The following is a 25008-nucleotide window of genomic DNA, read 5'->3' as shown; positions in this document are numbered from 1 at the left end:
ATGAGCCAGGCGGCGCAGAATCTGAACTGGTTGATCACCAACTTCGTGGACAACACCCCCGGGGTGTCCCACACGGTGGTGGTCTCCGCCGACGGACTCCTGCTGGCGATGTCCGAGGGGTTCCCCCGCGACCGCGCCGACCAGCTGGCGGCCGTCGCCTCCGGACTGACCTCGCTGACCGCGGGCGCGTCCCGGATCTTCGAGGGCGGCGCGGTCAACCAGACCGTCGTGGAGATGGAGCGCGGCTTCCTCTTCATCATGTCGATCTCGGACGGTTCCTCGCTGGCCGTCCTCGCCCACCCGGAGGCCGACATCGGTCTCGTGGGGTACGAGATGGCGCTGCTCGTGGACCGCGCGGGCACCGTCCTGACTCCCGATCTCCGGGCGGAACTTCAGGGAAGTCTGCTCAACTAACAGACAGACCGTGCGTTTCTCGTCACCGCACCGTAAGGTGCGGTGGCGGTTCCAAGGGACATGGACCGCGAGGCAGTCGGAGGAGGAAACGTGGGAACACCCCCTGGCGCGAGCCAGTACAACGGATATGACGCGCATCAGGCGCCGCTGGACGGCACCGCGCAGAACCGGTTCAACTTTCCCTCCGCTCCCAGCAGACAGGGCATGACGCAGCAGCCCTACCAGCAGCCGCAGGCTCCTCAGGGTCCGTATGCCCCGCAGACCATGCCCGCGGGCTCGCCGAGCACTCCGCGCGTCCCGTCCCCGTCGGGCGGTTCGGGCGGGCACAACCCGCTCGTCCGTCCGTACGCGATGACCGGCGGCCGTACCCGGCCGCGCTACCAGCTCGCCATCGAGGCGCTGGTCAGCACGACGGCCGATCCCGCCCGGCTGCAGGGGCAGTTGCCCGAGCACCAGCGGATCTGCCGGCTGTGCTTCGAGATCAAGTCGGTCGCGGAGATCTCGGCCCTTCTCTCCATTCCCCTCGGCGTCGCCCGAATCCTCGTCGCCGACCTGGCCGAGGCGGGACTTGTCGCCATCCACCAGCCGGGCGGCGACGAGTCCGCCGGTGGTCAGCCAGACGTGACCTTGCTCGAAAGGGTGCTCAGTGGACTTCGCAAGCTCTAGCGGCGGCGCGGCCCGTTCAACCACCAGCGCGAAGATCGTGGTGGCGGGTGGCTTCGGCGTGGGCAAGACCACGTTCGTCGGCGCCGTCTCGGAGATCAACCCGCTGCGTACCGAGGCCGTCATGACGTCCGCTTCCGCGGGCATCGACGACCTCACGCACACCGGAGACAAGACGACGACGACCGTCGCCATGGACTTCGGCCGCATCACGCTGGACCAGGACCTGATCCTGTACCTCTTCGGTACCCCCGGTCAGGACCGCTTCTGGTTCATGTGGGACGACCTGGTCCGCGGCGCCATCGGCGCCGTCGTCCTCGTCGACACCCGCCGCCTCGCCGACTGCTTCCCCGCCGTCGACTACTTCGAGAACTCCGGCCTCCCCTTCGTCATCGCCCTCAACGGCTTCGACGGAAACCAGCCCTACCAGCCCGAAGAAGTCCGCGAGGCCCTCCAGATCGGCCCCGACACCCCCATCATCACCACCGACGCCCGCCACCGCGCGGACGCCAAGAGCGCGCTCATCACCCTCGTCGAGCACGCCCTCATGGCCCGCCTGCGGTAGTCCCGACGGACGTCGGCACGATCGACGGACACACGCGAAGGCCCCCGCTCCTCGAAAGGAGCGGGGGCCTTCGGCGTACTGGCCGGGCGGCGAGCGGCGGGCTCAGCCCTGCCAGGAGTGGGAGGGGCGGAAGCCCGACTGGCGCTCGAGGCGGCGCCAGCCGGCCGTGGAGCGGCTGTGGGCGGTCTCCTCGGAGGGCTGGGAGGCGGCGCGGGCGAGCAGGACCGCCGTGATGGCGGCGAGCTCCTCGGGGTCGGCGGACCCCTTCTCGACGCGAAGGAGGTTGGCAGGGGTGGTCACGTGTGTGGCTCCTCTTACTGAGGCGGGTTGCCGTGCTTGCGGGACGGCAGGTCGGCGTGCTTGGTACGGAGCATCGCGAGGGACCGGATGAGCACCCGGCGGGTGTCGGCGGGGTCGATGACGTCGTCGACCAGGCCGCGCTCCGCCGCGTAGTACGGGTGCATCAGCTCGGCCTTGTACTCCTTGACCATGCGGGTGCGCATGGCCTCGGGGTCCTCGGCCTCGGCGATCTGCTTGCGGAAGATCACGTTGGCGGCGCCCTCGGCGCCCATGACCGCGATTTCGTTGGTGGGCCAGGCGTACGTCAGGTCGGCGCCGATGGACTGGGAGTCCATGACGATGTAGGCGCCGCCGTAGGCCTTGCGCAGGATCAGGCTGATCCGGGGCACGGTCGCGTTGCAGTAGGCGTACAGCAGCTTCGCGCCGTGGCGGATGATTCCACCGTGCTCCTGGTCGACGCCGGGCAGGAAGCCGGGTACGTCCAGAAGGGTGATGATCGGGATGTTGAAGGCGTCGCACATCTGTACGAAGCGGGCGGCCTTCTCGGAGGCCTCGATGTCGAGGACACCGGCGAGCGACTGCGGCTGGTTGGCGACGATGCCGACGACCTGGCCGTCGAGACGGGCCAGGGCGCAGATGATGTTGCGGGCCCAGCGCTCGTGGATCTCCAGGTAGTCGCCGTCGTCGACGAGCTCCTCGATGACCTTGTGCATGTCGTACGGGCGGTTGCCGTCGGCCGGGACCAGGTCGAAGAGGACCTCGGAGCGGCGGTCCGCCGGGTCCTCGGAGGCGACGGTCGGCGGGTTCTCGCGGTTGTTCTGCGGGAGCATCGACAGGAGGTAGCGGACCTCCGCGATGCAGGTCTCCTCGTCGTCGTACGCGAAGTGCGCGACGCCGGAGGTCTCGGCGTGCACGTCGGCGCCGCCGAGGCCGTTCTGGGTGATCTCCTCGCCGGTGACCGCCTTGACGACGTCCGGGCCGGTGATGAACATCTGCGAGGTCTCGCGGACCATGAAGACGAAGTCCGTGAGGGCCGGGCTGTAGGCCGCGCCGCCGGCACAGGGGCCGAGCATCACGGAGATCTGCGGGATGACACCCGAGGCCTTGGTGTTGCGCTGGAAGATGCCGCCGTAGCCGGCGAGGGCGGAGACGCCCTCCTGGATACGGGCGCCGGCGCCGTCGTTCAGGGAGACCAGCGGGGCACCGGCCGCGATGGCCATGTCCATGATCTTGTGGATCTTGGTGGCGTGGGCCTCGCCCAGGGCGCCGCCGAAGATCCGGAAGTCGTGCGCGTAGACGAAGACCGTGCGGCCCTCGACGGTGCCCCAGCCGGTGATCACACCGTCCGTGTAGGGCTTCTTCGCCTCCAGGCCGAAGCCCTGGGCGCGGTGGCGGCGGAGCTGCTCGACCTCGTTGAAGGAACCGGCGTCGAGCAGGAGCTCGATGCGCTCGCGAGCGGTGAGCTTGCCCTTCGCGTGCTGCGCCTCGGTGGCGCGCTCGCTCGGGCCACGGAGGGCCTGCTCGCGCAGGACGTGCAGCTCGGCCACTCGGCCACGGGCGTCAGCGGGCTCGCTCGGGATCTGGTCCACAACGGTCATGTACTGACCCTACGAAGTCGAGCAAGAAAATTCCGCCGTCGACTCCGTACAGTCTCCCGCGTCGATAACTGGTGGGGCTTGACATAAGGGGTACCCCTACGGCGCAAGTCGACAGCCTGAGACCCCAGGTGATTGTAGGGTTCTGACATAGACCTGCGCCGCAGGGGTCGGGCCTCACGGATCGGGCCTCATGGGGCGGGCTCAGCCACCGCAGTGGAAGCGGGCACTCCCCCAGTCGGCGTGATCGTTGCCGTTTCCGTCCCCGCCGTCGCCGACCACGAGGTCGACGTAGGCGGCTCCGGTGACGTCGGCGGTGAGCGGCCAGGCGGCGTCCGGGGCCCCGAGGACCGGGGAGGACACCTTGGTCACCCCGTCCGCGCGGACGGAGAACTGCACGCTACCGCGCGTGGCCTGGACGTCGTCCACCCCGACCTCGGCGGTGAAGGAGGTGCACTTCCCGCCCAGGTAGTAGCGGACGGCGGCCGGGGCGTGGGTGCCGAGGCCCTTGGCGTACGTCACTCCCCCGACGCGCAGCGGGGTCCCGTCGCCCGTGCCGGTCTCCCCGTTGGAGAGGTCGCGCTCGACGGGGCCCCAGCCGTTGGCTGCGGAGGTCCAGTCGAGGTCGCTCGCCCAGCTGTCGGCACTCGGCGGCGGGGGCAGGGTGCGGACGGTCCGGGCGGCGGTCACCTTCCGATCGGCGCCGTCGACGGCGTACGAGACGCCCGCGCCGAGCGTGTACGGACGGTAGGCCGCGTCCACCGGAGGGGTGACCCGCCAGGTGGCGGTGGCGGTGGCACCGGGGGCGACGGCGTCGAGGGTGACGGGGCCGGCGGGCTCGGCGGTCCATCCCTCGGGGAGGGTGAGCTCGGCGCGGGCGCCGGAGACGGTGACGGCCTCGTCGTTGCCGAAGGCGGCGGTCACCTCGTGGGGGCGGCCGGGCTCCAGGGTCTCGGGGGCGGTGACGGCGAGCGTGCCGCAGGCGGCGCGCTCGGTGGCCGGGCCGAGGTCGGTGACGGTGAAGCCGTCGAGGACGAAGTCGGCCCCGGCGGGGGCGTCCTCGCGCTTGCGCAGGCCGACCCAGGTGTCGCCGCAGCCGGCGGTGACGGTCTCGGCGAAGTGGCCGGTGGTGCGCTGCTCGCCGATCGGGGTGCGGCGGGTCTCCAGGGCGTTGCCCTGGCCGGTGGACCGGTCGTACCCGGTGACCCACTCGTAGGCGCCGGCCTCGCTGGACTGGTAGTCGTACGCGACGCGGTAGCTGCGGCCCTCGGCCATCGGGACGGTCCAGGGCGCGGTGCGGTAGACGAGGCCGCTGTTCTCGTCGTGGGACTTGAGGGTCTCGGCGCCGCCGATGACGTCGTCGATCGCCTTCCCGTTCCAGCCGGCCTGGGTGTAGGGCGCGTGGAGCTGGGCGATGTGGGTGCGCGGGTCGGTGGTGCCGCCCGCGTCGCCCTTGAGGAAGGGGCCCCAGCCCTGGTCGACGGCCTCGAAGTCCTCGTACACGACCGTCCCGGGCCTGGTCGCGGGGTCGTTCGCGACGATCCGGACGTCGTCGAGCCGGACGGCGGCGGTGGAGCCGCTCGCGGCCTCGATCCTCAGCGTGGTGGTGCCGGTGGCGGGGGCGGTGAAGGTGACCTTGGCGCGCTGGAAGTGGGTGCCGCTCCAGTCGGAGGCGGCGACCCGGTCCTCCAGGACCGAGCGATTGACGGTGACGGACCGCCCGCCGGCGGAGAGCGTGGTCGGGCGGGTCCTGCCGGGTTCGACCTCGACGAGCGCGGAGGCGGTGTAGCGGGCGCCGGGGGTCAGGCCGGTGACCTGCTGGCGTACGGAGGCGGTGGCGGAGCCGGTGAGCCGGGCGCTGTTGCGGCCGCGGTCGTCGGTGTCGCGGGCGACGGCGCCGGTCCTGGTCCAGGCGGTGAGCCTGGCGTCGTTGAAGCCGGGGTCCTTGACCGGAGTGCCCTGGCCCCACCGGGGGTCGGCGGCGGCGGGCGCGGTGGCGTGGAGGACGTACGGCTGTCCGGCGGCGGCGTCGAGGGTGACGCGGCCGTTGACGGGCTTGGCGGTGCCGACGCGGACGCGGCCGTTGTCGGTGAGCCTGTACACGGTGTACGTGCCGCTCCCCGCGGGGACGGCCCAACTCGTCTTCCCGCCGGTCTTGTTGTAGTGGTAGAGCTTCGTGCCGCCGTCCCACGGGAGCAGGTAGGCGTCGCCGTCGAGGACCTTGCGGCCGTTCTCGTAGAAGGTGCGGCGGCCGTTCTCGACGGTGCCGCGGACGCCGCCGGTGAAGGTGATGTCGTCACCGTTCCAGCGGGTGATCCTCTGGTGCTGGAGGTACTTGGCGGGCAGGTTGCGCTGCCAGATGTTGGCGGAGAAGGCGTTCCAGTCGTTCTCGCCGGTCCAGCCCTCGAAGTCGACGAGGGCGGTCTGGCCGAGGACCGGGTGGTTGTTCCAGATGTCCTTCTCGCCGTTGCGGACGAAGCGGATGATCTTCGAGTTGAGGCCCTTGTTGGTGGCGCCGCCGTAGTCGAGGTCGTTGGCCCAGTGGGACCAGAGGGAGGCGTGCTCGAACTTCTCGGACCACTCGGTGGCGACGTTCCAGCCCTGCGCCTGGACGGCCCGCATCGTCTTGTCGGCGATCCAGCCGTGCGTGTAGTAGACGTCGATGTAGAGCGTGGAGAGGGCCGGGTCGGTCTCGTCGCGGAGCTGCTGGATGCGGCGGGCGAGGTCGCCGCTGTTCACGTCCCGGCGCTGGTCGATGGAGTAGCTCTGGTTCAGCCAGTCCCAGCCCGGCTTGGTTCTGTCGACGAGGGTCTCGCTGAAGTTCTTCGCCTCAGGGTACGACTCCGTGGCGTTGACGTGGACGCCGAAGTCCGCGCCCCACTTCTTCCCCTCCCGCAGGAGGGTGTTGAGGTCGGCGAGGCCGCCGGCGCGCTTGTTGTAGTTGCCGCCGTAGTCGGGGTGGGCGGAGTCGTGGCCCTCGGAGCCGTACCCCTTGAGCAGCGCGAACTGACCGAGTCCGTCGGTGGAGAGCGAGACCCGCTTGACGTCGTCGAGGGTGCGCAGGAAGGGGTGGGTGGCGTTCGAGGCGAAGTTGAAGGGGATGTGGGCGACGACCCGGTCGGGGGTCCCGTCGCTGCCGGGGGCCTTGATCCCGATCGCCCGGAAGGCGATGGCGCCGTCCTGCCAGTCGGTGGCGCCGTCGGCGTTGGCGTCGGGGGTGACCACGACCTTGGCCCAGGGGAGGTTCTCGCCGCTCTCGGGGGCGGGGGCGCCGGCGCCGCGGTAGGTCCACTGGCCGGACCAGACGCCGACGCGGGTCTCGGTGCCGGTGGCGGTGGCGGCCGCCCTCGCCTGGTGCCAGAAGCGGGCGCCGTCGCGGGCCGAGGCTCCGGCGGGCTTGTCGTAGCTGGAGTTCGACTCGACGGCGGCGGCGAGCCGCCCGGTGCTGACGATCGCGTAGCTCGCGCCGACCGGGGCCGCCTCGGCCGGGGTGGCGGCCGTGACCTGGGCGAAGACGTCGGCGGTGCGGGTGGAGTCGGGGTCGAGGCGGGTGAAGGCGGTGGCGGCGCCGGCGTCGGAGGAGCCGACGGAGACGAGGTCGTGGCCGGGTATGTCGAGGGTGCCGACACGGAAGGCCTCGGTGTCGCGGACGGCGGTGACCCGGAAGGTGGTGGTCCTGCCCTCGACGGAGAGGCGCGCGTCGATCTCGACGCCCGGCAGGGCGGGGAACGTCAGGGTGTACGCGGCGGAGGTCGCCGTCAGGACGGGGGCGGCCTTGGCCGCGACGGTGTGGGCGGTGCCGTTGAGCACGACCTGCGTGACCGGGGCCGTACTGCCGAGGAGGCGGGCGCCGCTCGCGCGGTCCGTGTACGAGAGGACGCGGGGGAAGTCCTCGGCGACGGCGACGGTGAGCTCGGCGGAGGCGATGGCCGCGCCCGCGGCCGCGACGGTCGCGCCGCCGGCCCGCGGGCCCGCCGCGTGGACGGGTCCCGCGAGCGCGAGGGCGGTGACCGGGACGACCGCGAGCGCGCAGGCCGTACGGAGCCGGGATGGGCGGCGTGAGCGGAGGGGGAAGGACATGCGGAACAGTCAGCCGCGCCCCGCCCGGGGCGTCAACGAGATCGCGCCCCGGGGGGCCCGCCAGTCCAAGAACCCCCTCCGATTAGTCCAAGCGGAGCGAACAGGCCCTAGCAGCCACCGCAGTTGTAGAAGGTCACGTCCCAGTGGTTGCCCTCGTCGGCGTAGACGTTGCCCGCGCCGGACTTCCACTGCGGGGCTCCGTCGCCGCGCAGGCCGATGTAGGTGAAGGTGTTCTTGACGTAGTTGGTGACGCAGGTGCCCTTGGCGAAGTCGAGCTTGTAGCCGTTCCAGTGCGAGTACGTGCCGCTCGCGTGCCCGGTCTCGGTGCCGCCGGTGATGTTGAGGGCGCAGCCGCTGGCGCTCTTGAGGGTCTGGGCGCCCTGGGCGGTGGCGAGGTTGAGCTGCTCAAAGGACGTGCACGTCGGGTTGTTCCGGTCGGAGCAGCCGCCGGAGGACGACCAGGTGATCCCGGAGGAACGGAACATCGAGGTCGCGGTGGCGTGGCTGATCTTGGTGACGGCGTGGGCGTCGGTGGCGGCGGTGAGGGCGCCGAAGCCGGGGGCGAAGAGGGCGCCCAGGACGAGGGCGAGTGCGGTGAGGACGGAGCGGAGCTTCACGGGGGATTCCTCCTGCTGGTGACCGTGTGGATGGGACGGCTGTGGTGCAGGTGGTGCTCGTCGCGCAGGGAGATGGTGCACCAGGTCTACGCGCGTCCGGAAGAGGGCGTACCGATTCCCCCTCACCGCCCGCCTGAGCCACCCCCCTGAGCCCCCGCCCGAGCCCCCCCTGAGGCCCCCCTCGAAGGAAAGGTTGAAAGTTGAACCGAATCGCGCTACATTCGTTCTCGTTGAAGGTTCAACCAAACCTTCACTCCCCTCCCCCCGCGTCCTGATCGAGGAGCTGTTCGTCATGGGTCTCTTCAACCGCAAGAGCAACACCGCTTCCGCCACCGCCGTCGCCACCCTCCCGGTCGACCCCGCGCTGGCCGCCCTGACCGGCGACTACACCATCGACCCCTCGCACAGCAGCATCGGCTTCACCGTCCGTCACGCCATGGTCACCAACGTGCGCGGCACCTTCGGCGAGCACGAGGGCACGCTGAAGCTGGACGGCTCGAACCCGGGCGCCTCCACCGCCTCGATCGACGTCACGATCGCCTCCGTCGACACCGGCATCGGCGACCGCGACAACCACCTCCGCAGCGGCGACTTCTTCGACGCCGAGCAGTTCCCGCTGATGAGCTTCCGCTCCACCGGCGCCGAGCAGCTGGGCGGCGACAAGTACCGGATCTCCGGCGACCTGACCATCAAGGACGTCACGAAGCCGCTCTCCATCGACCTGGAGTTCAACGGCTCCGCCACGGACGTCTACGGCAACGAGCGCGTCGGCTTCGAGGGCTCGGCCGAGATCCTGCGCTCGGCGTGGGGCCTGACCTGGAACGCGGCCCTGGAGACCGGTGGCGTCATGGTCAGCGACAAGGTCAAGCTGAACTTCGACATCTCCGCGATCAAGAACGCCGCCTGACCCTTCCGGCAAGCCCTGCCCCCCGGCACCACGGCACCACGAGCGCGCCCGCCCTCCGCATCAGCGGAAGGCGGGCGCTCGGCGTTGGCCGAGGGCGTTGTCAGTGGCGGTCGCTAGCGTCGGCGGCATGGAATTCCGTATCGACAGCGACGTGTTGACCGACGCCGTGGCCTGGGCCGCGCGTGTGCTCCCGGCCCGCTCCCCCATGCCCGTGCTCGGTGGTCTGCTCCTGGAGACGACCGGGGGCGGGCTGCGGGTCTCCGGGCTCGACCACGAGGCCTCCGCGCAGGTCGAGGTGGCGGCCGACGTCTCGGCGCCGGGGCGGGTCCTGGTGCTCGGCCGGCGGCTGCTCGACATCTGCAAGGTGCTGCCGCGCGCGGAGGTGGAGCTGGCCGTGGAGGGCAGCCGTCTCGCGGTGGTCTCGGGGGACGCGCGTTTCGGGCTCTCCCTGCTGCCGCTCGACGACTATCCGGCGCCGCCCGCGCTGCCGGAGGTGCGGGGCCGGGTGGACGGGGACGCCTTCGCGGCGGCGGTGGCGCAGGTGGCCGTGGCGGCGGGGCGGGACGACGCGCTGCCGGTGCTGACCGGGATACGGCTGGCGCTGGACGGGGCGACGATGACGCTCGCGGCGACCGACCGCTACCGCTACGCGGTCCGGACGCTGGAGTGGTACCCGGACTTCGGGAAGGGCGCGGCACCGGCCGGGGCCGCCGACGTGGTCGTGCCGGCCCGTCGGCTCACCGAGATCGCTCGCTCCCTCGCGGGCGCCGGGGCGGCCCGGATCGCGCTGGACACCGGGACGGTCGGCTTCGAGCGGGACGGCCTGCGGACCACGACACGGCTGATCGACGGGCGGCTCCCCCGCCATGACAAGCTCTTCGCCCTCGGCGACCACGCCCTCGCGATCACCGAGCGGGCGGCGCTGGCCGAGGCCGTGAAGCGGGTGGCGGTGGTGACGGAGGGCGACAGCCCCGTCCAGCTGACCTTCTCCGCCACGGGGGTGCACCTCCAGGCGGGGTACGAGGACGACGTCGCCTCGCAGCGCCTCCCGGCCACGCTCACCGGGGCGGAGTCGACGACGGTCGCCTTCAACCCGGCCTATCTCCTCGACGCGCTCGGCTCCCTGGCCGGCGCCCCCGAGGTCCGCTTCCATCTTCTCGGGCCCGGTCAGCGCGCGCTGCTCACCGATGCGCCGGAGCCGACCCACCGGCACCTGCTGATGTCCGTGAAGCCTTTGAACTAAAGGGAGTTGCGGGCCTAGCGCATGGCTACTCCTCCGGCGGGCGCCGGGTCCGGGACAGGGCGGTGGCCCGCTTGCCGGTCGGCTCCCCCGGCCCCCCGGCTGACCGGGGAGCGGAAGCGTGCCAGGTGCCGCGGGCGGCTCCGGCCGCGCCGCCGCGAGCACTGTGGCCGATCACCGCTGGTACGGGCACGTCCACTCGACGCGTTCAGCGCTCACGTGGCGCCCGCTCCCGATTCGTGCGGTCAGAAGCCTCCGCCGCCGTCGAAACCGCCGCCTCCGCCGAAGTCCCCGCCCCCGCCGAAGTCGCCGCCGGAGCCGAAGTCCCCGCCGAAGTCCCCGCCGCCGAAGCCGCCGGAGTCGCCTCCGCCGAAGTCCCCGCCGCCGTACTCGGAGGCGTACGCGGGGGTGGAGAGCATGCCGCCGAGGACGGTGCCCATGAGGAGGCCGGGGAGGATCCCGCCGCCGAAGTAGCCGCCGGCCCAGGGGCCGTAGGCGGGGCCCGCCTCCCAGTAGGGGCGGCGGCCCGCGTCGGTGTCGACCGTACGGGAGTGGGGTTCGAGCCCGTCGTCGAGGCGGGCCGCGTCGGCGGCGCAGACCGGGACCTGGCGGCTGGTGCCGGCGCCGCCGGAGGGGGTCCAGGCGCGGTCGTCGACGGAGGGGCCGTGCCGCGGGTCGAAGAAGCAGGGGGCGCGGCGCTCGGGCAGCGGTTCGCCGGAGCGGCGGGCGGCGAGGACGGCGAGGGAGAAGCGGCCGTCCTCCAGGGCCTGGGTGACCGCGCGGACGTCGTGCGGGCGGCGCGCGGCGCCCATGAGGGACTTGGCCTGGTCGTAGGAGTCGAGGGAGCGCTCGTAGTCGGCGCGCATGGCGTCGTCGGCGCCGGGTTCGGCGGGGTGGAAGTCGAGCCGTTCGAGCTCCTCGCCGAAGGCGGTGATGTCCTCGTCGACGACGACCCGGAGCCGGTCGAGGGCGGCCCGCTCCTCGGCCTCCTTGCGGAGCCGCTTGCGCCGGGAGAGGGCGACGAGTCCGGCGCCGCCCGCGACGACGACCGCGCCGACGGTGACGAGGCCGGCGACGGGGACCCCGGAGTCCTCGCCGACCGCGCCCCAGGAGTCGGGGGCGGAGCCGCGCATGGCGGGGAGCGCCTGGTCGACGAGGGCGTTGAGTTCGGTGGCCGCGTCGGCGCCGGGCCGGTCCACGGCGGTGACGATGTTCTTGACGGCCGACCGGGACATCACGGAGGGGTCGGAGTCAGCGCCGAACAGGTCTCCCTGGCGGGCCGCGTACAGCCCGGCGACGCCGGTCTGGGTGCGCAGGTTGGCGAGGAGGCCCTTGGTCGGGAAGTCGGCGTTCGCCGGGACGACGGCGATGAAGAGCGGCTTGTCCGCGTCCTTGATCTTCTGGGCGAGGGCGGCCGCGTCGCTCGCGGAGAGCTGGTCGGCGGCGCCCGGGTCCACGTACACCGGGCCCTCTCTGAGGGCGGCCGCCGCGTCCGGGACGCCGGTGGCCCTGGCCCCCGCGGAGGGGGTCAGGGCCAGGAGCAGCATCAGTACCAGCCCGGCGAGGGCCGACCATACGGAGAGCGCCCTGGTCCTCATATGCTGACGCTACCCGAAAAGGGGCGTATAAGAACATACGGGACCAGGCTCGGCTACCCGGCGGGGCCGCTACTCGGCCGGGTCGACGCCCGCCCGCAGCAGTCCGTACGTGAAGGCGTCCTCCAGGGCCTGCCAGGAGGCGGCGATGACGTTCTCGGCGACGCCGACCGTCGACCACTCGCCGCGCCCGTCGCCGGTCGTGATCAGAACCCGGGTCGTGGACTCGGTGCCGTGGCGGCCCTCCAGGATGCGGACCTTGTAGTCGACCAGCTCGAACTTGGCGAGCTGCGGGTAGATCCGCTCCAGCGCCACCCGCATCGCGAGGTCGAGGGCGTTGACCGGGCCGTTGCCCTCGGCGGTGGCGACGATCCGCTCGCCCTTGGCCCAGAGCTTCACGGTGGCCTCGTTGGCGTGGGTGCCGTCGGGGCGGTCCTCGACGATCGCGCGCCAGGACTCCGTACGGAAGTACCGGCGGGGCCGGCCCTCGACCTCCTCGCGGAGCAGCAGCTCGAAGGAGGCGTCGGCGGCCTCGTACGTGTAGCCCTTGAGCTCGCGCTCCTTGACCCGCTCGACGACGCGGCCGACGAGCGCGCGGTCGTCGCCCAGGTCGACGCCGAGCTCCTTGCCCTTGAGCTCGATGGAGGCGCGGCCGGCCATGTCGGAGACGAGCATCCGCATGGTGTTGCCGACGAGCTCGGGGTCGATGTGCTGGTAGAGGTCGGGGTCGACCTTGATGGCGGAGGCGTGGAGCCCGGCCTTGTGCGCGAAGGCCGAGACGCCGACGTACGGCTGGTGGGTCGACGGGGTCAGGTTGACGACCTCGGCGATGGCGTGGGAGATCCGGGTCATCTCGGCGAGGGCGCCCTCGGGGAGGACCTTCTTGCCGTACTTGAGCTCCAGGGCCGCCACGACGGGGAAGATGTTGGCGTTGCCGACCCGCTCGCCGTAGCCGTTGGCGGTGCCCTGGACGTGGGTGGCGCCCGCGTCGACGGCGGCGAGGGTGTTGGCGACGGCGCAGCCCGTGTCGTCCTGGGCGTGGATGCCGAGCCGGGCGCCGGTGTCGGCGATGACGGTGGAGACGACGGCCTGGATCTGGGCGGGGAGCATGCCGCCGTTGGTGTCGCAGAGGACGACGACCTCGGCGCCGGCCTCGTGGGCGGCGCTGACCACGGCCTTGGCGTAGGCCGGGTTGCCCTTGTAGCCGTCGAAGAAGTGCTCGCAGTCGACGAAGACGCGGCGGCCCTGGGCGGTCAGGTGGGCGACGGTGTCGCGGACCATCTCCAGGTTCTCGTCGAGCGTCGTGCGCAGCGCGAGCTCGACGTGCCGGTCGTGGGACTTGGCGACGAGGCAGATCACCTCGGTGCCGGCGTCGAGCAGCGCCTTGACCTGCGGGTCCTCGGAGGCCTTGCCGCCGGCCCTGCGGGTCGCGCCGAAGGCGACGAGCTTGGCGTTCGTGAACGTGATCTCCTCGCGGGCGCGCGCGAAGAACTCGGTGTCACGCGGGTTGGCGCCGGGCCAGCCGCCCTCGATGAAGCCGACGCCGAACTCGTCGAGGTGGCGCGCGATGGTCAGCTTGTCGGCGACGGTGAGGTTGATCCCCTCACGCTGCGCCCCGTCGCGCAGGGTGGTGTCGAAGACGTGGAAGCTGTCGTCGAGACGCGGGCTTTCGCCGCTCTCCGTGGTCATGGCTGTGATGGCTCCTGTCGGATGTGGCTCCGGAAGGTCTGGATCCACTTGCCCCCATTCTCACGCGCGGTCCGCCTCCGGCACGGGTGGGGCCGGAAAACGAAAAAACCCCTCGCGGGTGCGAGAGGTCTGCGCGCGGGTCTGGGGCACGGTGTCCACTGCCGCGGGGGTTGTGCCGCGACTCAGTGGCCACTGCGGACCGGCGCGCTGCTGCCGATAATCATCGTGGTAGCAAGCACGCCGGAAGTCTGACACACGGGCGGTCCCGGGCGGCGACCGGTCTCACGATACGGGCAGCAGTTCCTGCTCCACGAACTCGCGTACGTGGCCGAGGACCTGGTCGCGGCCCGTGCCCGGGATCCCCACGGCCACGTGCACGCTGAAGCCGTCGAGCAGCGCCCGGGTGCGGGTGGCGAAACGGTCCGGGTCGACGGCCCGGAACTCCCCGCGCGAGACGCCCTCGGCGAGGATCGCGACGAGGTCCCGGTGCCAGGCCATCTCGATGGCCGCCTGGCGGGCGCGGGCGTCGTCGTCGGCGGTCTGCGAGCGGTTCCACACCTCCAGCCAGAGCGTCCAGTGCGGGTCGCGCGGGCCCTCGGGCACGTACACCTCGACATACCCGTCGAGCCGCTCGCGCGCCGTCCCGGGGCGGGAGAGCAGTGCGCTGCGCTCGGCGCCGAGCCGCCCCTCGCTCCACTCCAGGGTCTGGAGCAGCAGTTCGTCCTTGGTGCGGAAGTAGTAGAGGAGGTGGCCGCTGCTCATCCCGACCTGCCGGCCGAGCCCGGCCATGGTGAGGCCGTCGAGCCCGCGGTCGGCGATGGTCTCCATGGCCGCGGCGAGGACGTCCTCGCGGGGCGGGGCGGCCTGGTTGCGGCGGCGGGAGGGGGCGGCGGGGCCGGGGTTGCTGCTCTGACTCACCCGTATGTTCTACCCCACCCCCGCCGGCCCTTGTGCCCGGTCAGATCCTGGGCTGCTGCTGGGTGATGCAGTGGATGCCGCCGCCGCCCGCGAAGATCGTCCGCGCGTCGACGAGGACGACCTCGCGCTCGGGGAAGAGGCGGCGGAAGATCTCGGCGGCCAGCTCGTCGTGCGGGTCGTCGAAGGCGCAGAGGACCACGCCGTCGTTGCAGAGGTAGTGGTTGATGTAGGAGTAGTCGACCCAGTCGCCCTCCTCGTCCTTGAGGACGGTGGGCGCCGGGACCTCGATGACCTCCAGGGGGCGGCCCTGGGCGTCGGTCTGTCCGCGCAGGATCTCCACGTACAGGCGCGAGCGCTCGTAGTCCGGGTGGGCCGGGTCCTGCTGGCTGTGGACGAGGACGGTGCCGGGGCGGGCGAAGGCCGCGACGATGTCGACGTGGCCCTGGGTGCCGTAGGTGCCGTAGTCGCCGGCGAGGCCGTGCGGCAGCCAGATGGCCTTCGTGGTGCCCAGCTTGGCGTGGATCTCGGCCTCGACCTGCTCGCGGGTCCACTCGGGGTTGCGCCCGGAGCCGAGCTGGACGGTGTCGGTGAGCAGCACCGTCCCCTCGCCGTCGACGTGGATCGCGCCGCCCTCGTTGACGAGCGGCGAGGGGAGTACGGGGACGCCGGCGATGTCCGCGACATGGCGGGCGATCTTCGAGTCGTGCTCCCAGCGGGCCCAGTCCTGGGCGCCCCATCCGTTGAACACCCAGTCCACGGCGGCCAGTTCGGTGCCGTTGGTGACGAAGGTCGGGCCGATGTCCCGCATCCAGGCGTCGTCGAGGTCCCGCTCGACCAGCTCGACCTCGGGGCCGAGGAGCGCGGCGGCCGACGCGGCGTCGCCGGGGGCGACGACCACGGTCACCGGCTCGAAGCGGCGGACGGCGCGGGCCACGGAGCCCCAGGCCTCGCGGGCCTCGGCGAGTTCGTCCTCGTTGGTGAAGGTGGGGTTGGGGCTGGGCCAGGCCATCCAGGTGCGCTCGTGCGGCATCCACTCGGCGGGCATGCGGTACGCGGTCATCATTCAGCCTTCCTCTTTGAGCATCACTCTAAATGGTGTGAGGTGTACAGCCAACCATTGACGTGGGCGACAGGCGTAAGTCACATTGAGCGTCGCTCTAAAGTTCTGCCCCAAGGAGACCTCATGCCGAGAGAACAGCGCGGAGTCGACACCATCCCGGAGGCCGAGCGCACCAGCGGGCCCCGCGACCTGATCGCGATCCTGCTCGGTTCCAACCTCTGCCTGGGGGTGATCGTCTTCGGCTGGCTGCCGGTCTCCTTCGGCCTCGGACTGTGGGCCTCGGTGACCTCCGTCGTCGCCGGAACCGTCGTCGGGGTCGCCGTCACCGCCCCACTGGCCCTCGTGTCGCTCCGTACCGCCACCAACCTCTCCACCTCCTCCGGCGCCTTCTTCGGCGTCCGCGGCCGGCTCGTCGGCTCGGTGGTCGGCCTGCTGCTCTCCCTCGGCTACACCGCGCTCACGCTGTGGATCGGCGGGGACGTCATGGTCGGCACCCTCGACCGCCTGATCGGCCTGCCCGCCGGCGGCGCCTCGCACGCCGCCGTCTACGCGCTGCTCGCCGCCTGCACGGTCGTCGCGGCGGTGTACGGGTACGGGCTGCTGCTCCGGCTCAGCAAGGGCCTCGCGATCGGCATGACCGCGCTCCTCGCGATCGGCCTCGTCGCGTACGCCGGGGACTTCTCGGCGGCCCCGGTCGCCGACACCCCGTACCTGCTCGGCTCGTTCTGGCCGACCTGGCTGTTCTCCGCCGTGGCCGCGGGCCTCAGCGGCCCGGTCGCCTTCATCACCCTGCTCGGCGACTACACCCGGTACGTGTCCCCCGAGCGCCACAGCGCGAAGAAGGTCTGGGGAGCCACCTGTCTGGGCCTCCTCGTCGGCCTGCTGATCCCGCAGCTCTTCGGTACGTACACGGCGCTCGCCGCGCGCGGGGCCCTCGACTACGCGGGACCGCTCGTCGAGGCCTCCCCCGTCTGGTACCTGATACCGCTGCTCCTCGCGGCCACCGCCGGAACCGTCGGCAACGCGGGCCTGATGCTGTACTCGATGGGCCTCGACCTCGACGCGATCCTGCCCCGCGCCACCCGCGCGCACGCCACGCTCGTGGTCGCGGCCGTCGCGACGGGCTTCGTCTTCCTCGGCCACTTCGCCTCGGACGCCCAGTCGGCGATGACCTCCTTCGTCCTGCTGCTCACCGCGATCGGCACGCCGTGGGCGGTCATCACCCTGATCGGGCACGCGCGGTGCGGCGGGGTGTACGACGCCGAGGCGCTCCAGGTCCACAACCGCCGTTCACGCGGCGGGATCTACTGGTTCTCGGGCGGCTGGCACCCGCGCGCCACCGCCTCCTGGGCGATCGGCGCGGCGGTCGGCCTGGCCGCGGTGTCGACGCCGCTCTACGAGGGGCCGCTGCTCGCCCTGACGGGCGGGATCGACTGCAGCTTCGTGCTCTCGGGCATCGTGGGCGGCGCGCTGTACGCCGTACTGACGCCGAAGAGGGCCCCCGGGGCGGCCGAACCGGCCCCGGAAGCCCTCACCACCGCCGTGAAGTAGCGGCTACCGCGAAGGAGCGGCTGCTTACTTGCCGAGCTCGTGCATCCAGCCGTGGACGTCCTCGGCCTTGCCCGTCTGGATGGCGAGCAGGCGCTCGCGCAGCTTCATCGTGACCTCGCCGGGCTCGCCGCCCGACTGCTGCCACTCGCCGCGCGCGGACTTCACCGTGCCGACCGGGGTGATGACGGCGGCGGTGCCGCAGGCGAAGACCTCGGTGAGCGTGCCGTTCGCGGTGTCGGCCTGCCACTGGTCGATCGAGACGCGGGCCTCCTCGACCTCGTAGCCGAGGTCCTTCGCGAGGGTGAGGAGGGAGTCGCGGGTGATGCCCTCCAGGATGGAGCCGCTCAGCGCCGGGGTGACGATCTTGTCGCCGTACACGAAGTACAGGTTCATGCCGCCGAGTTCCTCGACCCACTTGTGCTCGACCGCGTCCAGGTAGCAGACCTGGTCGCAGCCCTTCTCCGCCGCCTCGGCCTGCGCGAGCAGCGAGGCGGCGTAGTTGCCGCCGGTCTTGGCGTCGCCCATGCCGCCCGGGACGGCGCGGACGCGGTCCTCGGAGGCCCAGATGGAGACGGGCTTCACGCCACCGGGGAAGTACGGACCGGCCGGGGAGGCGATGACGACGAAGAGGTACTCGTTGGCCGGGCGGACGCCCAGGCCGACCTCGGTCGCGATCATGAACGGGCGCAGGTAGAGCGAGGCCTCGCCGCCGTGCGCCGGGACCCACGCCTCGTCGTGGCGGACCAGCACGTCACAGGCCTCGACGAAGGTCTCGACCGGCAGCTCGGGCATGCCGAGGCGGTGCGCGGAGCGCTGGAAGCGGCGGGCGTTGGCGTCCGGGCGGAAGCTGGCGACCGAGCCGTCGGGGCGGCGGTAGGCCTTCAGGCCCTCGAAGATCTCCTGCGCGTAGTGCAGGACGTTCGTGGCCGGGTCCAGGGAGAGCGGGCCGTACGGCACGAGCTGGGCGTCGTGCCAGCCGCGGCCCTCGGTCCAGCGGATGGTCACCATGTGGTCGGTGAAGTAGCGGCCGAAACCGGGGGCGGCGAGGATCGCCTCGCGCTCCGCGTCGGACAGCGGGCTGGAGGAGGGCTTGAGCTCGATCGTGGGCGTCGTCATGAGTGCGTGTCCTTCACCGGTTGTGTATGACGGACCGCTTCCACGCCTCGGCCGGTGACAGGTGTCCCCGATCGTTCGGACGTACGGGCATGCGCGCATGCCGCGGCCCCACGTCCGATTATCGCTCGTGGGGACCGGTGGGTGAAACGGGTGAAGGCGGTCCAGGTTGATGGTGGCACCCGGCGACCGCACAGGTACAGCCGCCGGGTCCTGGTGCGACCCGGCGGCTGCTGTCAGTTCTCTGTCAGACGGCCCGGGTCAGCTCGCTACTCGCGCGGCGAGCGCGTCGCCGATCTCGGCCGTCGTACGGGGAGCGGTGCCCCGCTCGGTGAGGTCGGCCGCGACGGCCTCCTCGACCCGGGCGGCCTCGGCCTCGTACCCGAGGTGACGCAGGAGGAGGGCGACGGAGAGGACCGTGGCCGTGGGGTCGGCCTTGCCCTGGCCCGCGATGTCCGGCGCGGAGCCGTGGACCGGCTCGAACATGGACGGGAACTCGCCGCTCGGGTTGATGTTGCCCGAGGCGGCGACGCCGATGCCGCCGGAGACGGCCGCGGCGAGGTCGGTGATGATGTCGCCGAAGAGGTTGTCGGTGACGATCACGTCGAAGCGCGCCGGGTCGGTGACGAGGAAGATCGTCGCCGCGTCGACGTGCAGGTAGTCGGTGGTGACCTCGGGGAACTCCTGGGCGACCCGCTGGAAGATGTTCGTCCAGAGGTGGCCGGCGAAGGTCAGCACGTTGTTCTTGTGGACCAGCGTCAGCTTCTTGCGCGGACGGGCCTGGGCGCGGGCGAAGGCGTCCCGGACGACCCGCTCGACACCGAAGGCGGTGTTGACCGAGACCTCGGTGGCGACCTCGTGCGGGGTGCCCTTGCGGATGGTGCCGCCGTTGCCGGTGTACGGGCCCTCGGTGCCCTCGCGGACCACGACGAAGTCGATCTCGGGCTGCCCGGCGAGCGGGGTGGCGACGCCGGGGAGCAGCTTCGAGGGACGCAGGTTCACGTGGTGGTCGAAGGCGAAGCGGAGCTTCAGGAGGAAGCCGCGCTCCAGGACGCCGGAGGGCACCGACGGGTCGCCGATGGCGCCCAGCAGGATGGCGTCGTGCTTCTTGAGCGAGTCGAGGTCGGCGTCGGTGAGGGTCTCACCGGTGGCGTGGTAGCGCTTGGCGCCGAAGTCGTACTCCTCGGTCTCCAGCTTCACGTCCTGGGGAAGGACGGCCGCGAGGATCTTGAGGCCTTCGGCCACGACCTCCTGGCCGATGCCGTCGCCGGGAATGACTGCGAGATTGATGCTGTGAGACATGTCGGCACCCTACTCTTCGTCCCATCGTCTGACACGTTCCGTCCGCCATGTGGACGAAGCGCCAGGTTCGACGGACGGGTCAGTGGCCGGTGGAGCCGCCGTTGTCACGACGGTCGAGGGCGCGCTGGAGGGCGGCGGCGGCGTTCTGGCGGGCCTCGTCGGAGCGGGAGGCGGAGCGGCGGACGCGGCGGGTGGTCTGCGTGGTCATGAGGGATCGACTCCTTGAGATCAATTGGTGATCCGGACGTGCGGAGATCAGCTTGTGATCGAAGGCGCCGGAAGGGGCGGGGAGCGCCGCCGCAGGGGTTGCCTGCACAAGGGCGTCGCGCTCTCGACCGCCATTCGCTGATGAAGCGAGACGTTCGGCTTCTACAAAGCTAGGGCAGGCCGCCGCATCTGTCTCCACAATTACTCGGACTTCCTACTATCTGAGACGGCGCGTCACCCGGCAGGCCGTCGGCCGTCACCGCCCGGTGGCCCGCAGCTCCCTGATGAAGGCCTGCACGACCAGGGATGCGGCCAGTTCGGGGGTGGTGACGTAGCCCACGGAGCGCGTCGGGCGCTCCGGTCCGAGATCGGTGATCTCGACCGAGGGCGGTGCTCCGACCAGGGACAGCTCGGGCATCACCGCCATGCCGAAACCCGTGCTCACCATCGAGAGCACCGCTCCGTCGTCCTCCGCCTCCACCGTCGCCGCCGGCAGCCACTCCTGGGCCGCCCACCAGTCGCGGGTGTACGAGGAGCAGTTCTCCACCCAGTCGACCAGCGGCAGCGAGCGCGGCGCCGGATGCCCTGCCGGGTGGACGAGCGCGTACCCCTCCTCCCTGAGGACGCCGCCGACCAGCTCCGGCGGCACCGGCGAGGTGGCACCGACGGTCGCGATGCCGATGTCCGCGCGCCCGTCGAGCACCTCGCCCGCCGTGCCCCGCCCCACCTCCCGGACGATCCGCACCTCGGGGACGACCCCCGGATGGCGGGCCGTCAGCCGTGCGAGCGCGCCGGGCAACAGGTTCAGGGCGGCGCTCCGGAAGGCGACGATCCGCAGCGGCCCGGAGACGGGGGCCGGCCCACCGCCGGCTCCGCCGCCCGCTCCGCCGCCCCCCGGCCCGACCCCCGGCCCGCCCCCCTGCCCGGCGGCCGCGCTCCGCACCTCCGCGCCCATCACCTCAAGGAGCCGGAGCACCCGCCGGGCGTGGGCGAGCGCCCGCTCCCCCGCCTCGGTCGGAGTCGCGCCGGAGCGGCCCCGGTCGAAGAGGACGGCCCCGAGCTTGCGCTCGCTGCCGCGCACGGAGTGGGAGACCGCGGACTGGGTCATGCCGAGCGCGACGGCCGCGGCGGAGAAGCCCCGTTCGCGCCCGACGGCGACGAGCACCCGCAGTTCATGCGGCGCGAGATCGGTCACGAGGGGCCTCCCACCTCGACGTATGAGCACTGTTCATGGATCGGTCGGTTCCATGAGGGCAACCCTCTGCCCGGCCGCCGGATTCCTTCCTACGGTCTGCGGCATGACGAACGAGACCATGATCACCGTCCAGCAGACCGCCCGTCCCCACGGCTTCCCCTCGCACGAGCACTTCGCCTTCGTGGAGGCCCCGGTCCCGTCCCCCGCACCGGGCACCGCCGTCGTCGAGAACCTCCTGTGGTCCGTGGACCCGTACCACCGCGAGGCGATGGACGGCGACGAACTGTGGACCCTGAACGCCCCGATGGAGGGCCGCGCCCTCGGGCGCGTGCTCGACTCCCGCGACCCCTCGCTGAAGCCGGGCGACCTCGTCATGCACCGCAAGGGCTGGCGCACCCACTCGCTGGTCTCCCGGAGCGAGGTCCGCCCGGTCCCCGACTTCGGCCCCGGCGTCCCGCTCGCCGCCCACCTCGGCATCCTCGGCGGTACGGGCCTGTCGGCCTATGTCGGACTGACCCGGATCGCGCGCCTCCAGCGGGGCGAGGACCTGTTCGTCTCGGCGGCGGCCGGCGGCGTGGGCACGGCCGCGGGCCGGATCGCGCGGCTGCTCGGGGCCGGGCGGCTCGTCGGCAGCGCAGGCTCGGCGCGCAAGGTCGCGTACCTGACGGAGGAGGTCGGTTTCGACGCGGCCTTCGACTACCACGAGGGCCCGGTGGCGGAGCTCCTCGCGCAGGCCGCCCCCGAGGGGCTCGACGCGGTCCTCGACGGGGTGGGCGGGGACCACCTGGAGGCGTCGATCGCCTCGCTGCGCGAGCACGGCCGCATCGCCTGGGTCGGCGCCGTCGCCCAGTACCACTCGCTCTCGACTCCCCCGCCCGCCCCGCGCAACCTCTTCGACCTGGTGGGCAAGAGCATCCGGCTCGAAGGCTTCCTGGTCCGCGATCACACGGACGCGCAGGAGGAGCTGTACGACCTGGTGGTGCCGCACCTGCGGAGCGGGGCGCTGCCGCTCGACGCGACGGTGGCGGACGGCTTCGAGCGGATCGTGGACGCGTTCCTCGGGATGCTGTCCGGCGAGAACCTCGGAAAGATGCTGGTCGCCGCTTAGCTATCTAGGTTGTGTTCCTACCTAGGTAGTGCTGAAATGAGCGCATGGCCGCAGACCGCAGATCCAGCCTGCTCAAGGGAGTCCTCGACCTGCTCGTCCTCTCCCGCCTGACCGACGGAGAGAGTTACGGGTACGAGATCGCCAAGGCGCTCGCCGAGGCGGGACTCGGCGAGATCAAGGGCGGGACGCTCTATCCCGTCCTGAACCGCCTGGAGCAGGCCGGCCTGGTGGAGGCCGAGTTCCGCGCCACCGAGCGCGGACCGGGGCGCCGCTACTACCGGCTCACCGCGGACGGGCGTGACCACCTCGCCGCCGAGAGCCGTGACTGGCTGCGCTTCCACGACACCGTACGGACGTTGCTCAGCCCGCTCAGCCCTGGGGGAACCAGACCATGACCGCCGACGCCTACTTCACCGAGCTCACCGACGCGCTGCGCACCGCCGGGGTGCCGGACGAGCAGATCGCCGCGACCACCGAGGACCTCCGGGCGCACCTCGCCGAGACGGGCACGGACCCGGTGCGGGAGTTCGGCCCCGCCGCCGCCTTCGCGGCGCAGCTCGGCGGGGTCGCGCCCGCGCCGGGCGAGCCGGACGAGCACGCCGAGTCCTGGACCTGGACCGCGGACCTGTTCAACGACCGCCGCATGCTCGCCGTCCACGGCGACCAGGGCTGGGAGGTCGAGTCCCTCGACTCGATAGGCCGGTTCGTGTGCCGCCGCTCGACGACCGCGCCGCTGCGCTGGGAGTACCGCCGCGAGATGCTCGCCGGCCGCCGCGCGAAGGTCCTGGCCGAGCTCGAACCCGAGGGCTGGGAGCCGTGCGGGGAGTGGCTCGCGTACGGCTACTTCAAGCGGCCGCGCGCGGCGACGGCCGGCCCGGCGGGCGCCCTGGAGACCCGGCCGGCCACCCCGCGCCGGCAGCTGTTCCTGGGCCGTACGGGCAAGCTGGTGCTCGCCCTGTGGGTCCTCGTGGTCGGCGGCGCGACGGCCGCCTTCTTCATCGGCACCCTCGGCACGGCCGGCCTGGCGATCACGATCGCGCTCGCCTCCACGGTCTCCGGCCTGGTGACCGCGCAGCTGGAGACGGCGAAGGGGACCGGGAGCACGAAGGGGACCGGGAGCGCGAAGGCGGAATGAGAACCGCCCCCGTCCTCAAGTTGGGGGACCGAGGAGGGGGGCGGTGTCAGGGGGCCACGCAGCGGCGGAGGGGGCCGCTGCGTGGCGGAGGGGGCGTCAGCCCATGTGCGGGTAGCCGTACTCGGTCGGCGGGACCAGCGTCTCCTTGATGGCGCGGGTCAGCGTCCAGCGCATCAGGTTCTGCGGCGCGCCGGCCTTGTCGTTCGTACCCGAGGCACGGCCGCCGCCGAAGGGCTGCTGGCCGACGACGGCGCCGGTCGACTTGTCGTTGATGTAGAAGTTGCCCGCGGCGAAGCGGAGCTTCTCCATCGTGTAGGCGGCGGCCGCACGGTCGCCGGAGATGACCGAGCCGGTGAGGGCGTAGTCCGAGACCGACTCCATCTGGGTCAGCATCGCGTCGTACTGGTCGTCCTCGTACACGTGGATCGCGAGGATCGGACCGAAGTACTCGGCCTGGAAGACCTCGTTCTCCGGGTCGGTGCACTCGATGACGGTCGGGCGGACGAAGTAGCCCACCGAGTCGTCGTACGTGCCACCGGCGATGATCGTGCAGGTCGGGTCGGCCGCGGCACGGTCGATCGCGGCCTTGTTCTTGGCGAACGAACGCTCGTCGATGACGGCGCCGATGAAGTGCGACAGGTCGGTGACGTCACCCATGGTGATGCCGTCGACCTCGGCCGCGAACTCCTCCTTGAAACCGTCGTTCCAGATGGAGGCCGGGATGTACGCCCGCGAGGACGCGGAGCACTTCTGGCCCTGGAACTCGAAGGAGCCACGGGTCAGCGCGGTCTTCAGGATGGCGCGGTCGGCGCTGGGGTGCGCGACGACGAAGTCCTTGCCGCCGGTCTCGCCCACGATCCGCGGGTAGGAGCGGTACTTCTCGATGTTGTTGCCGACCGTCTTCCACAGGTGCTGGAAGGTCTTGGTCGAACCCGTGAAGTGGATGCCGGCCAGGTCGCGGTGGTTCAGGGCCACCTCGGAGACGGCGATGCCGTCGCCGGTCACCAGGTTGATGACGCCCTTCGGCAGGCCGGCCTCCTCCAGGAGCTCCATGAGGAGCACGGCGGAGTGCGTCTGCGTCGGGGACGGCTTCCAGACCACCACGTTGCCCATGAGGGCGGGGGCGGTGGGCAGGTTGCCGGCGATGGCCGTGAAGTTGAACGGCGTGATCGCGTAGACGAAGCCCTCGAGCGGACGGTGGTCCAGACGGTTCCAGACGCCGGGCGAGTTCGCCGGCGGCTGCTCGGCCAGGATCTGGCGGGCGTACGCGACGTTGAAGCGCCAGAAGTCGACGAGCTCGCACGGGGTGTCGATCTCGGCCTGCTGGGCGGTCTTCGACTGGCCGAGCATGGTGGACGCGGCCAGCGTCTCGCGCCAGGGGCCGGCGAGCAGCTCGGCGGCGCGCAGGATGATCGCGGCGCGGTCGTCGAAGGACATCGCGCGCCAGGCCGGAGCGGCGGCCAGGGCGGCGTCGATCGCGTCCTGGGCGTCCTGCTCGGTGGCACCGCGGAAGGTGCCGATGACGGCCTGGTGGTTGTGCGGCTGGACGACCTTGAATTCCTCGCCGCCGCCGAGGCGCTTCACGCCGCCGATGGTCATCGGCAGCTCGCGCGGGTTCTCGGCCAGCTCCTTGAGCTTGATCTCGAGGCGGGCGCGCTCGGGGGAACCGGGGGCGTAGCTGTGCACCGGCTCGTTGACCGGAGCGGGGACCTGGGTGACAGCGTCCATGAGTCGCGTAACTCCTTGTGAGAGGT

The 25008-nt window shown here is 71.8% G+C and carries 22 protein-coding genes; 9 read left to right on the top strand and 13 right to left on the bottom strand.

The window, feature by feature from the left end; all coding sequences use genetic code 11:
* The 3 genes from ACFC0Z_RS13330 (at position 1) to ACFC0Z_RS13320 (ending at position 1642) form a co-directional block, all read left to right on the top strand.
* Positions 1-414: a roadblock/LC7 domain-containing protein gene (locus ACFC0Z_RS13330; protein ID WP_026057603.1), complete on the top strand. Its 414-nt coding sequence runs from the start codon at positions 1-3 to the stop codon at positions 412-414.
* 90 nt (positions 415-504) lie between these two features.
* Positions 505-1080, top strand: a complete 576-nt coding sequence (locus ACFC0Z_RS13325) for a DUF742 domain-containing protein (protein WP_376436268.1) — start codon at positions 505-507, stop codon at positions 1078-1080.
* Positions 1061-1642 (top strand): ATP/GTP-binding protein, encoded by a 582-nt coding sequence (locus ACFC0Z_RS13320; RefSeq protein WP_015036414.1) that lies wholly within the window; start codon positions 1061-1063, stop codon positions 1640-1642. The genes ACFC0Z_RS13325 and ACFC0Z_RS13320 overlap by 20 nt, the downstream gene beginning before the upstream one ends.
* Before the next feature lie 102 nt (positions 1643-1744).
* Here the strand turns inward: ACFC0Z_RS13320 and ACFC0Z_RS13315 are convergent, their stop codons facing one another.
* The 4 genes from ACFC0Z_RS13315 to ACFC0Z_RS13300 form a co-directional block, all read right to left on the bottom strand.
* The gene (locus ACFC0Z_RS13315; protein WP_376436265.1) at positions 1745-1942 is read right to left on the bottom strand and encodes an acyl-CoA carboxylase subunit epsilon; all 198 of its coding nucleotides are present in this window, start codon (positions 1940-1942) and stop codon (positions 1745-1747) included.
* Between the two features lie 14 nt (positions 1943-1956).
* Positions 1957-3540, bottom strand: coding sequence for an acyl-CoA carboxylase subunit beta (locus ACFC0Z_RS13310; protein ID WP_376436262.1), 1584 nt, complete (start codon positions 3538-3540; stop codon positions 1957-1959).
* Between the two features lie 201 nt (positions 3541-3741).
* On the bottom strand, positions 3742-7617 hold the full coding sequence (locus tag ACFC0Z_RS13305; RefSeq protein ID WP_376436259.1) for an endo-alpha-N-acetylgalactosaminidase family protein: 3876 nt from the start codon (positions 7615-7617) through the stop codon (positions 3742-3744).
* Between the two features lie 107 nt (positions 7618-7724).
* A complete protein-coding gene (locus ACFC0Z_RS13300; RefSeq protein WP_376436256.1) occupies positions 7725-8234 on the bottom strand; it encodes a hypothetical protein in 510 nt (169 codons plus the stop codon).
* Between the two features lie 292 nt (positions 8235-8526).
* Here ACFC0Z_RS13300 and ACFC0Z_RS13295 point away from each other — a divergent pair, with 292 nt between their 5' ends.
* The gene (locus ACFC0Z_RS13295) at positions 8527-9141 is read left to right on the top strand and encodes a YceI family protein (protein WP_376436253.1); all 615 of its coding nucleotides are present in this window, start codon (positions 8527-8529) and stop codon (positions 9139-9141) included.
* Positions 9142-9268: 127 nt separating this feature from the next.
* Positions 9269-10384 (top strand): DNA polymerase III subunit beta, encoded by a 1116-nt coding sequence (dnaN, locus tag ACFC0Z_RS13290; protein WP_376436251.1) that lies wholly within the window; start codon positions 9269-9271, stop codon positions 10382-10384.
* A 242-nt stretch (positions 10385-10626) separates the two neighbouring features.
* Here the strand turns inward: dnaN and ACFC0Z_RS13285 are convergent, their stop codons facing one another.
* The 4 genes from ACFC0Z_RS13285 to ACFC0Z_RS13270 all read right to left on the bottom strand — a co-directional run bounded on the left by ACFC0Z_RS13285 (position 10627) and on the right by ACFC0Z_RS13270 (position 15643).
* Positions 10627-11979 carry a hypothetical protein gene (locus ACFC0Z_RS13285; RefSeq protein WP_376436248.1) on the bottom strand — a complete coding sequence of 451 codons (1353 nt, stop codon included), beginning with the start codon at positions 11977-11979 and terminating at the stop codon, positions 10627-10629.
* Between the two features lie 69 nt (positions 11980-12048).
* Positions 12049-13665: a citramalate synthase gene (gene cimA, locus ACFC0Z_RS13280; protein WP_376436245.1), complete on the bottom strand. Its 1617-nt coding sequence runs from the start codon at positions 13663-13665 to the stop codon at positions 12049-12051.
* Positions 13666-13947: 282 nt separating this feature from the next.
* Complete coding sequence (locus tag ACFC0Z_RS13275; RefSeq protein ID WP_376436688.1) at positions 13948-14493, bottom strand: TetR/AcrR family transcriptional regulator; 546 nt, start codon at positions 14491-14493, stop codon at positions 13948-13950.
* 130 nt (positions 14494-14623) lie between these two features.
* Positions 14624-15643: an agmatine/peptidylarginine deiminase gene (locus tag ACFC0Z_RS13270; protein WP_376436686.1), complete on the bottom strand. Its 1020-nt coding sequence runs from the start codon at positions 15641-15643 to the stop codon at positions 14624-14626.
* A gap of 123 nt (positions 15644-15766) precedes the next feature.
* Here ACFC0Z_RS13270 and ACFC0Z_RS13265 point away from each other — a divergent pair, with 123 nt between their 5' ends.
* Entirely contained in the window at positions 15767-17194 is a 1428-nt protein-coding gene (locus ACFC0Z_RS13265; protein ID WP_376436242.1) for a cytosine permease, read from the top strand.
* Between the two features lie 24 nt (positions 17195-17218).
* Here ACFC0Z_RS13265 and ACFC0Z_RS13260 read toward each other — a convergent pair whose 3' ends face one another.
* The 4 genes from ACFC0Z_RS13260 to ACFC0Z_RS13245 all read right to left on the bottom strand — a co-directional run bounded on the left by ACFC0Z_RS13260 (position 17219) and on the right by ACFC0Z_RS13245 (position 21011).
* Positions 17219-18310 (bottom strand): branched-chain amino acid aminotransferase, encoded by a 1092-nt coding sequence (locus ACFC0Z_RS13260; RefSeq protein ID WP_376436240.1) that lies wholly within the window; start codon positions 18308-18310, stop codon positions 17219-17221.
* Between the two features lie 258 nt (positions 18311-18568).
* Entirely contained in the window at positions 18569-19609 is a 1041-nt protein-coding gene (locus ACFC0Z_RS13255) for a 3-isopropylmalate dehydrogenase (protein ID WP_376436238.1), read from the bottom strand.
* Between the two features lie 79 nt (positions 19610-19688).
* Entirely contained in the window at positions 19689-19817 is a 129-nt protein-coding gene (locus ACFC0Z_RS13250) for a hypothetical protein (protein WP_360812697.1), read from the bottom strand.
* 255 nt (positions 19818-20072) lie between these two features.
* Positions 20073-21011, bottom strand: a complete 939-nt coding sequence (locus tag ACFC0Z_RS13245; RefSeq protein WP_376436234.1) for a LysR family transcriptional regulator — start codon at positions 21009-21011, stop codon at positions 20073-20075.
* Between the two features lie 103 nt (positions 21012-21114).
* Between ACFC0Z_RS13245 and ACFC0Z_RS13240 the strand changes: the two genes are divergently transcribed.
* Genes ACFC0Z_RS13240 through ACFC0Z_RS13230 form a run of 3 tightly spaced genes read left to right on the top strand, consistent with a single transcriptional unit; the run spans position 21115 to position 23254 of the window.
* Positions 21115-22119 carry a zinc-binding dehydrogenase gene (locus tag ACFC0Z_RS13240; protein WP_376436231.1) on the top strand — a complete coding sequence of 335 codons (1005 nt, stop codon included), beginning with the start codon at positions 21115-21117 and terminating at the stop codon, positions 22117-22119.
* A 44-nt stretch (positions 22120-22163) separates the two neighbouring features.
* Positions 22164-22514 (top strand): PadR family transcriptional regulator, encoded by a 351-nt coding sequence (locus ACFC0Z_RS13235; RefSeq protein WP_376436229.1) that lies wholly within the window; start codon positions 22164-22166, stop codon positions 22512-22514.
* Positions 22511-23254 (top strand): hypothetical protein, encoded by a 744-nt coding sequence (locus tag ACFC0Z_RS13230; protein WP_376436226.1) that lies wholly within the window; start codon positions 22511-22513, stop codon positions 23252-23254. Before ACFC0Z_RS13235 ends, ACFC0Z_RS13230 begins: the two co-directional genes overlap by 4 nt.
* A 96-nt stretch (positions 23255-23350) precedes the next feature.
* Here the strand turns inward: ACFC0Z_RS13230 and pruA are convergent, their stop codons facing one another.
* Positions 23351-24982 (bottom strand): L-glutamate gamma-semialdehyde dehydrogenase, encoded by a 1632-nt coding sequence (gene pruA / locus ACFC0Z_RS13225; RefSeq protein WP_376436223.1) that lies wholly within the window; start codon positions 24980-24982, stop codon positions 23351-23353.
* Positions 24983-25008 lie beyond the last annotated feature (26 nt).

The organism is Streptomyces sp. NPDC056144 (assembly GCF_042264145.1).
In the GTDB taxonomy this organism is placed as follows: Bacteria; Actinomycetota; Actinomycetes; order Streptomycetales; family Streptomycetaceae; genus Streptomyces.
This window is presented reverse-complemented; position numbering and strand designations above follow the sequence as displayed.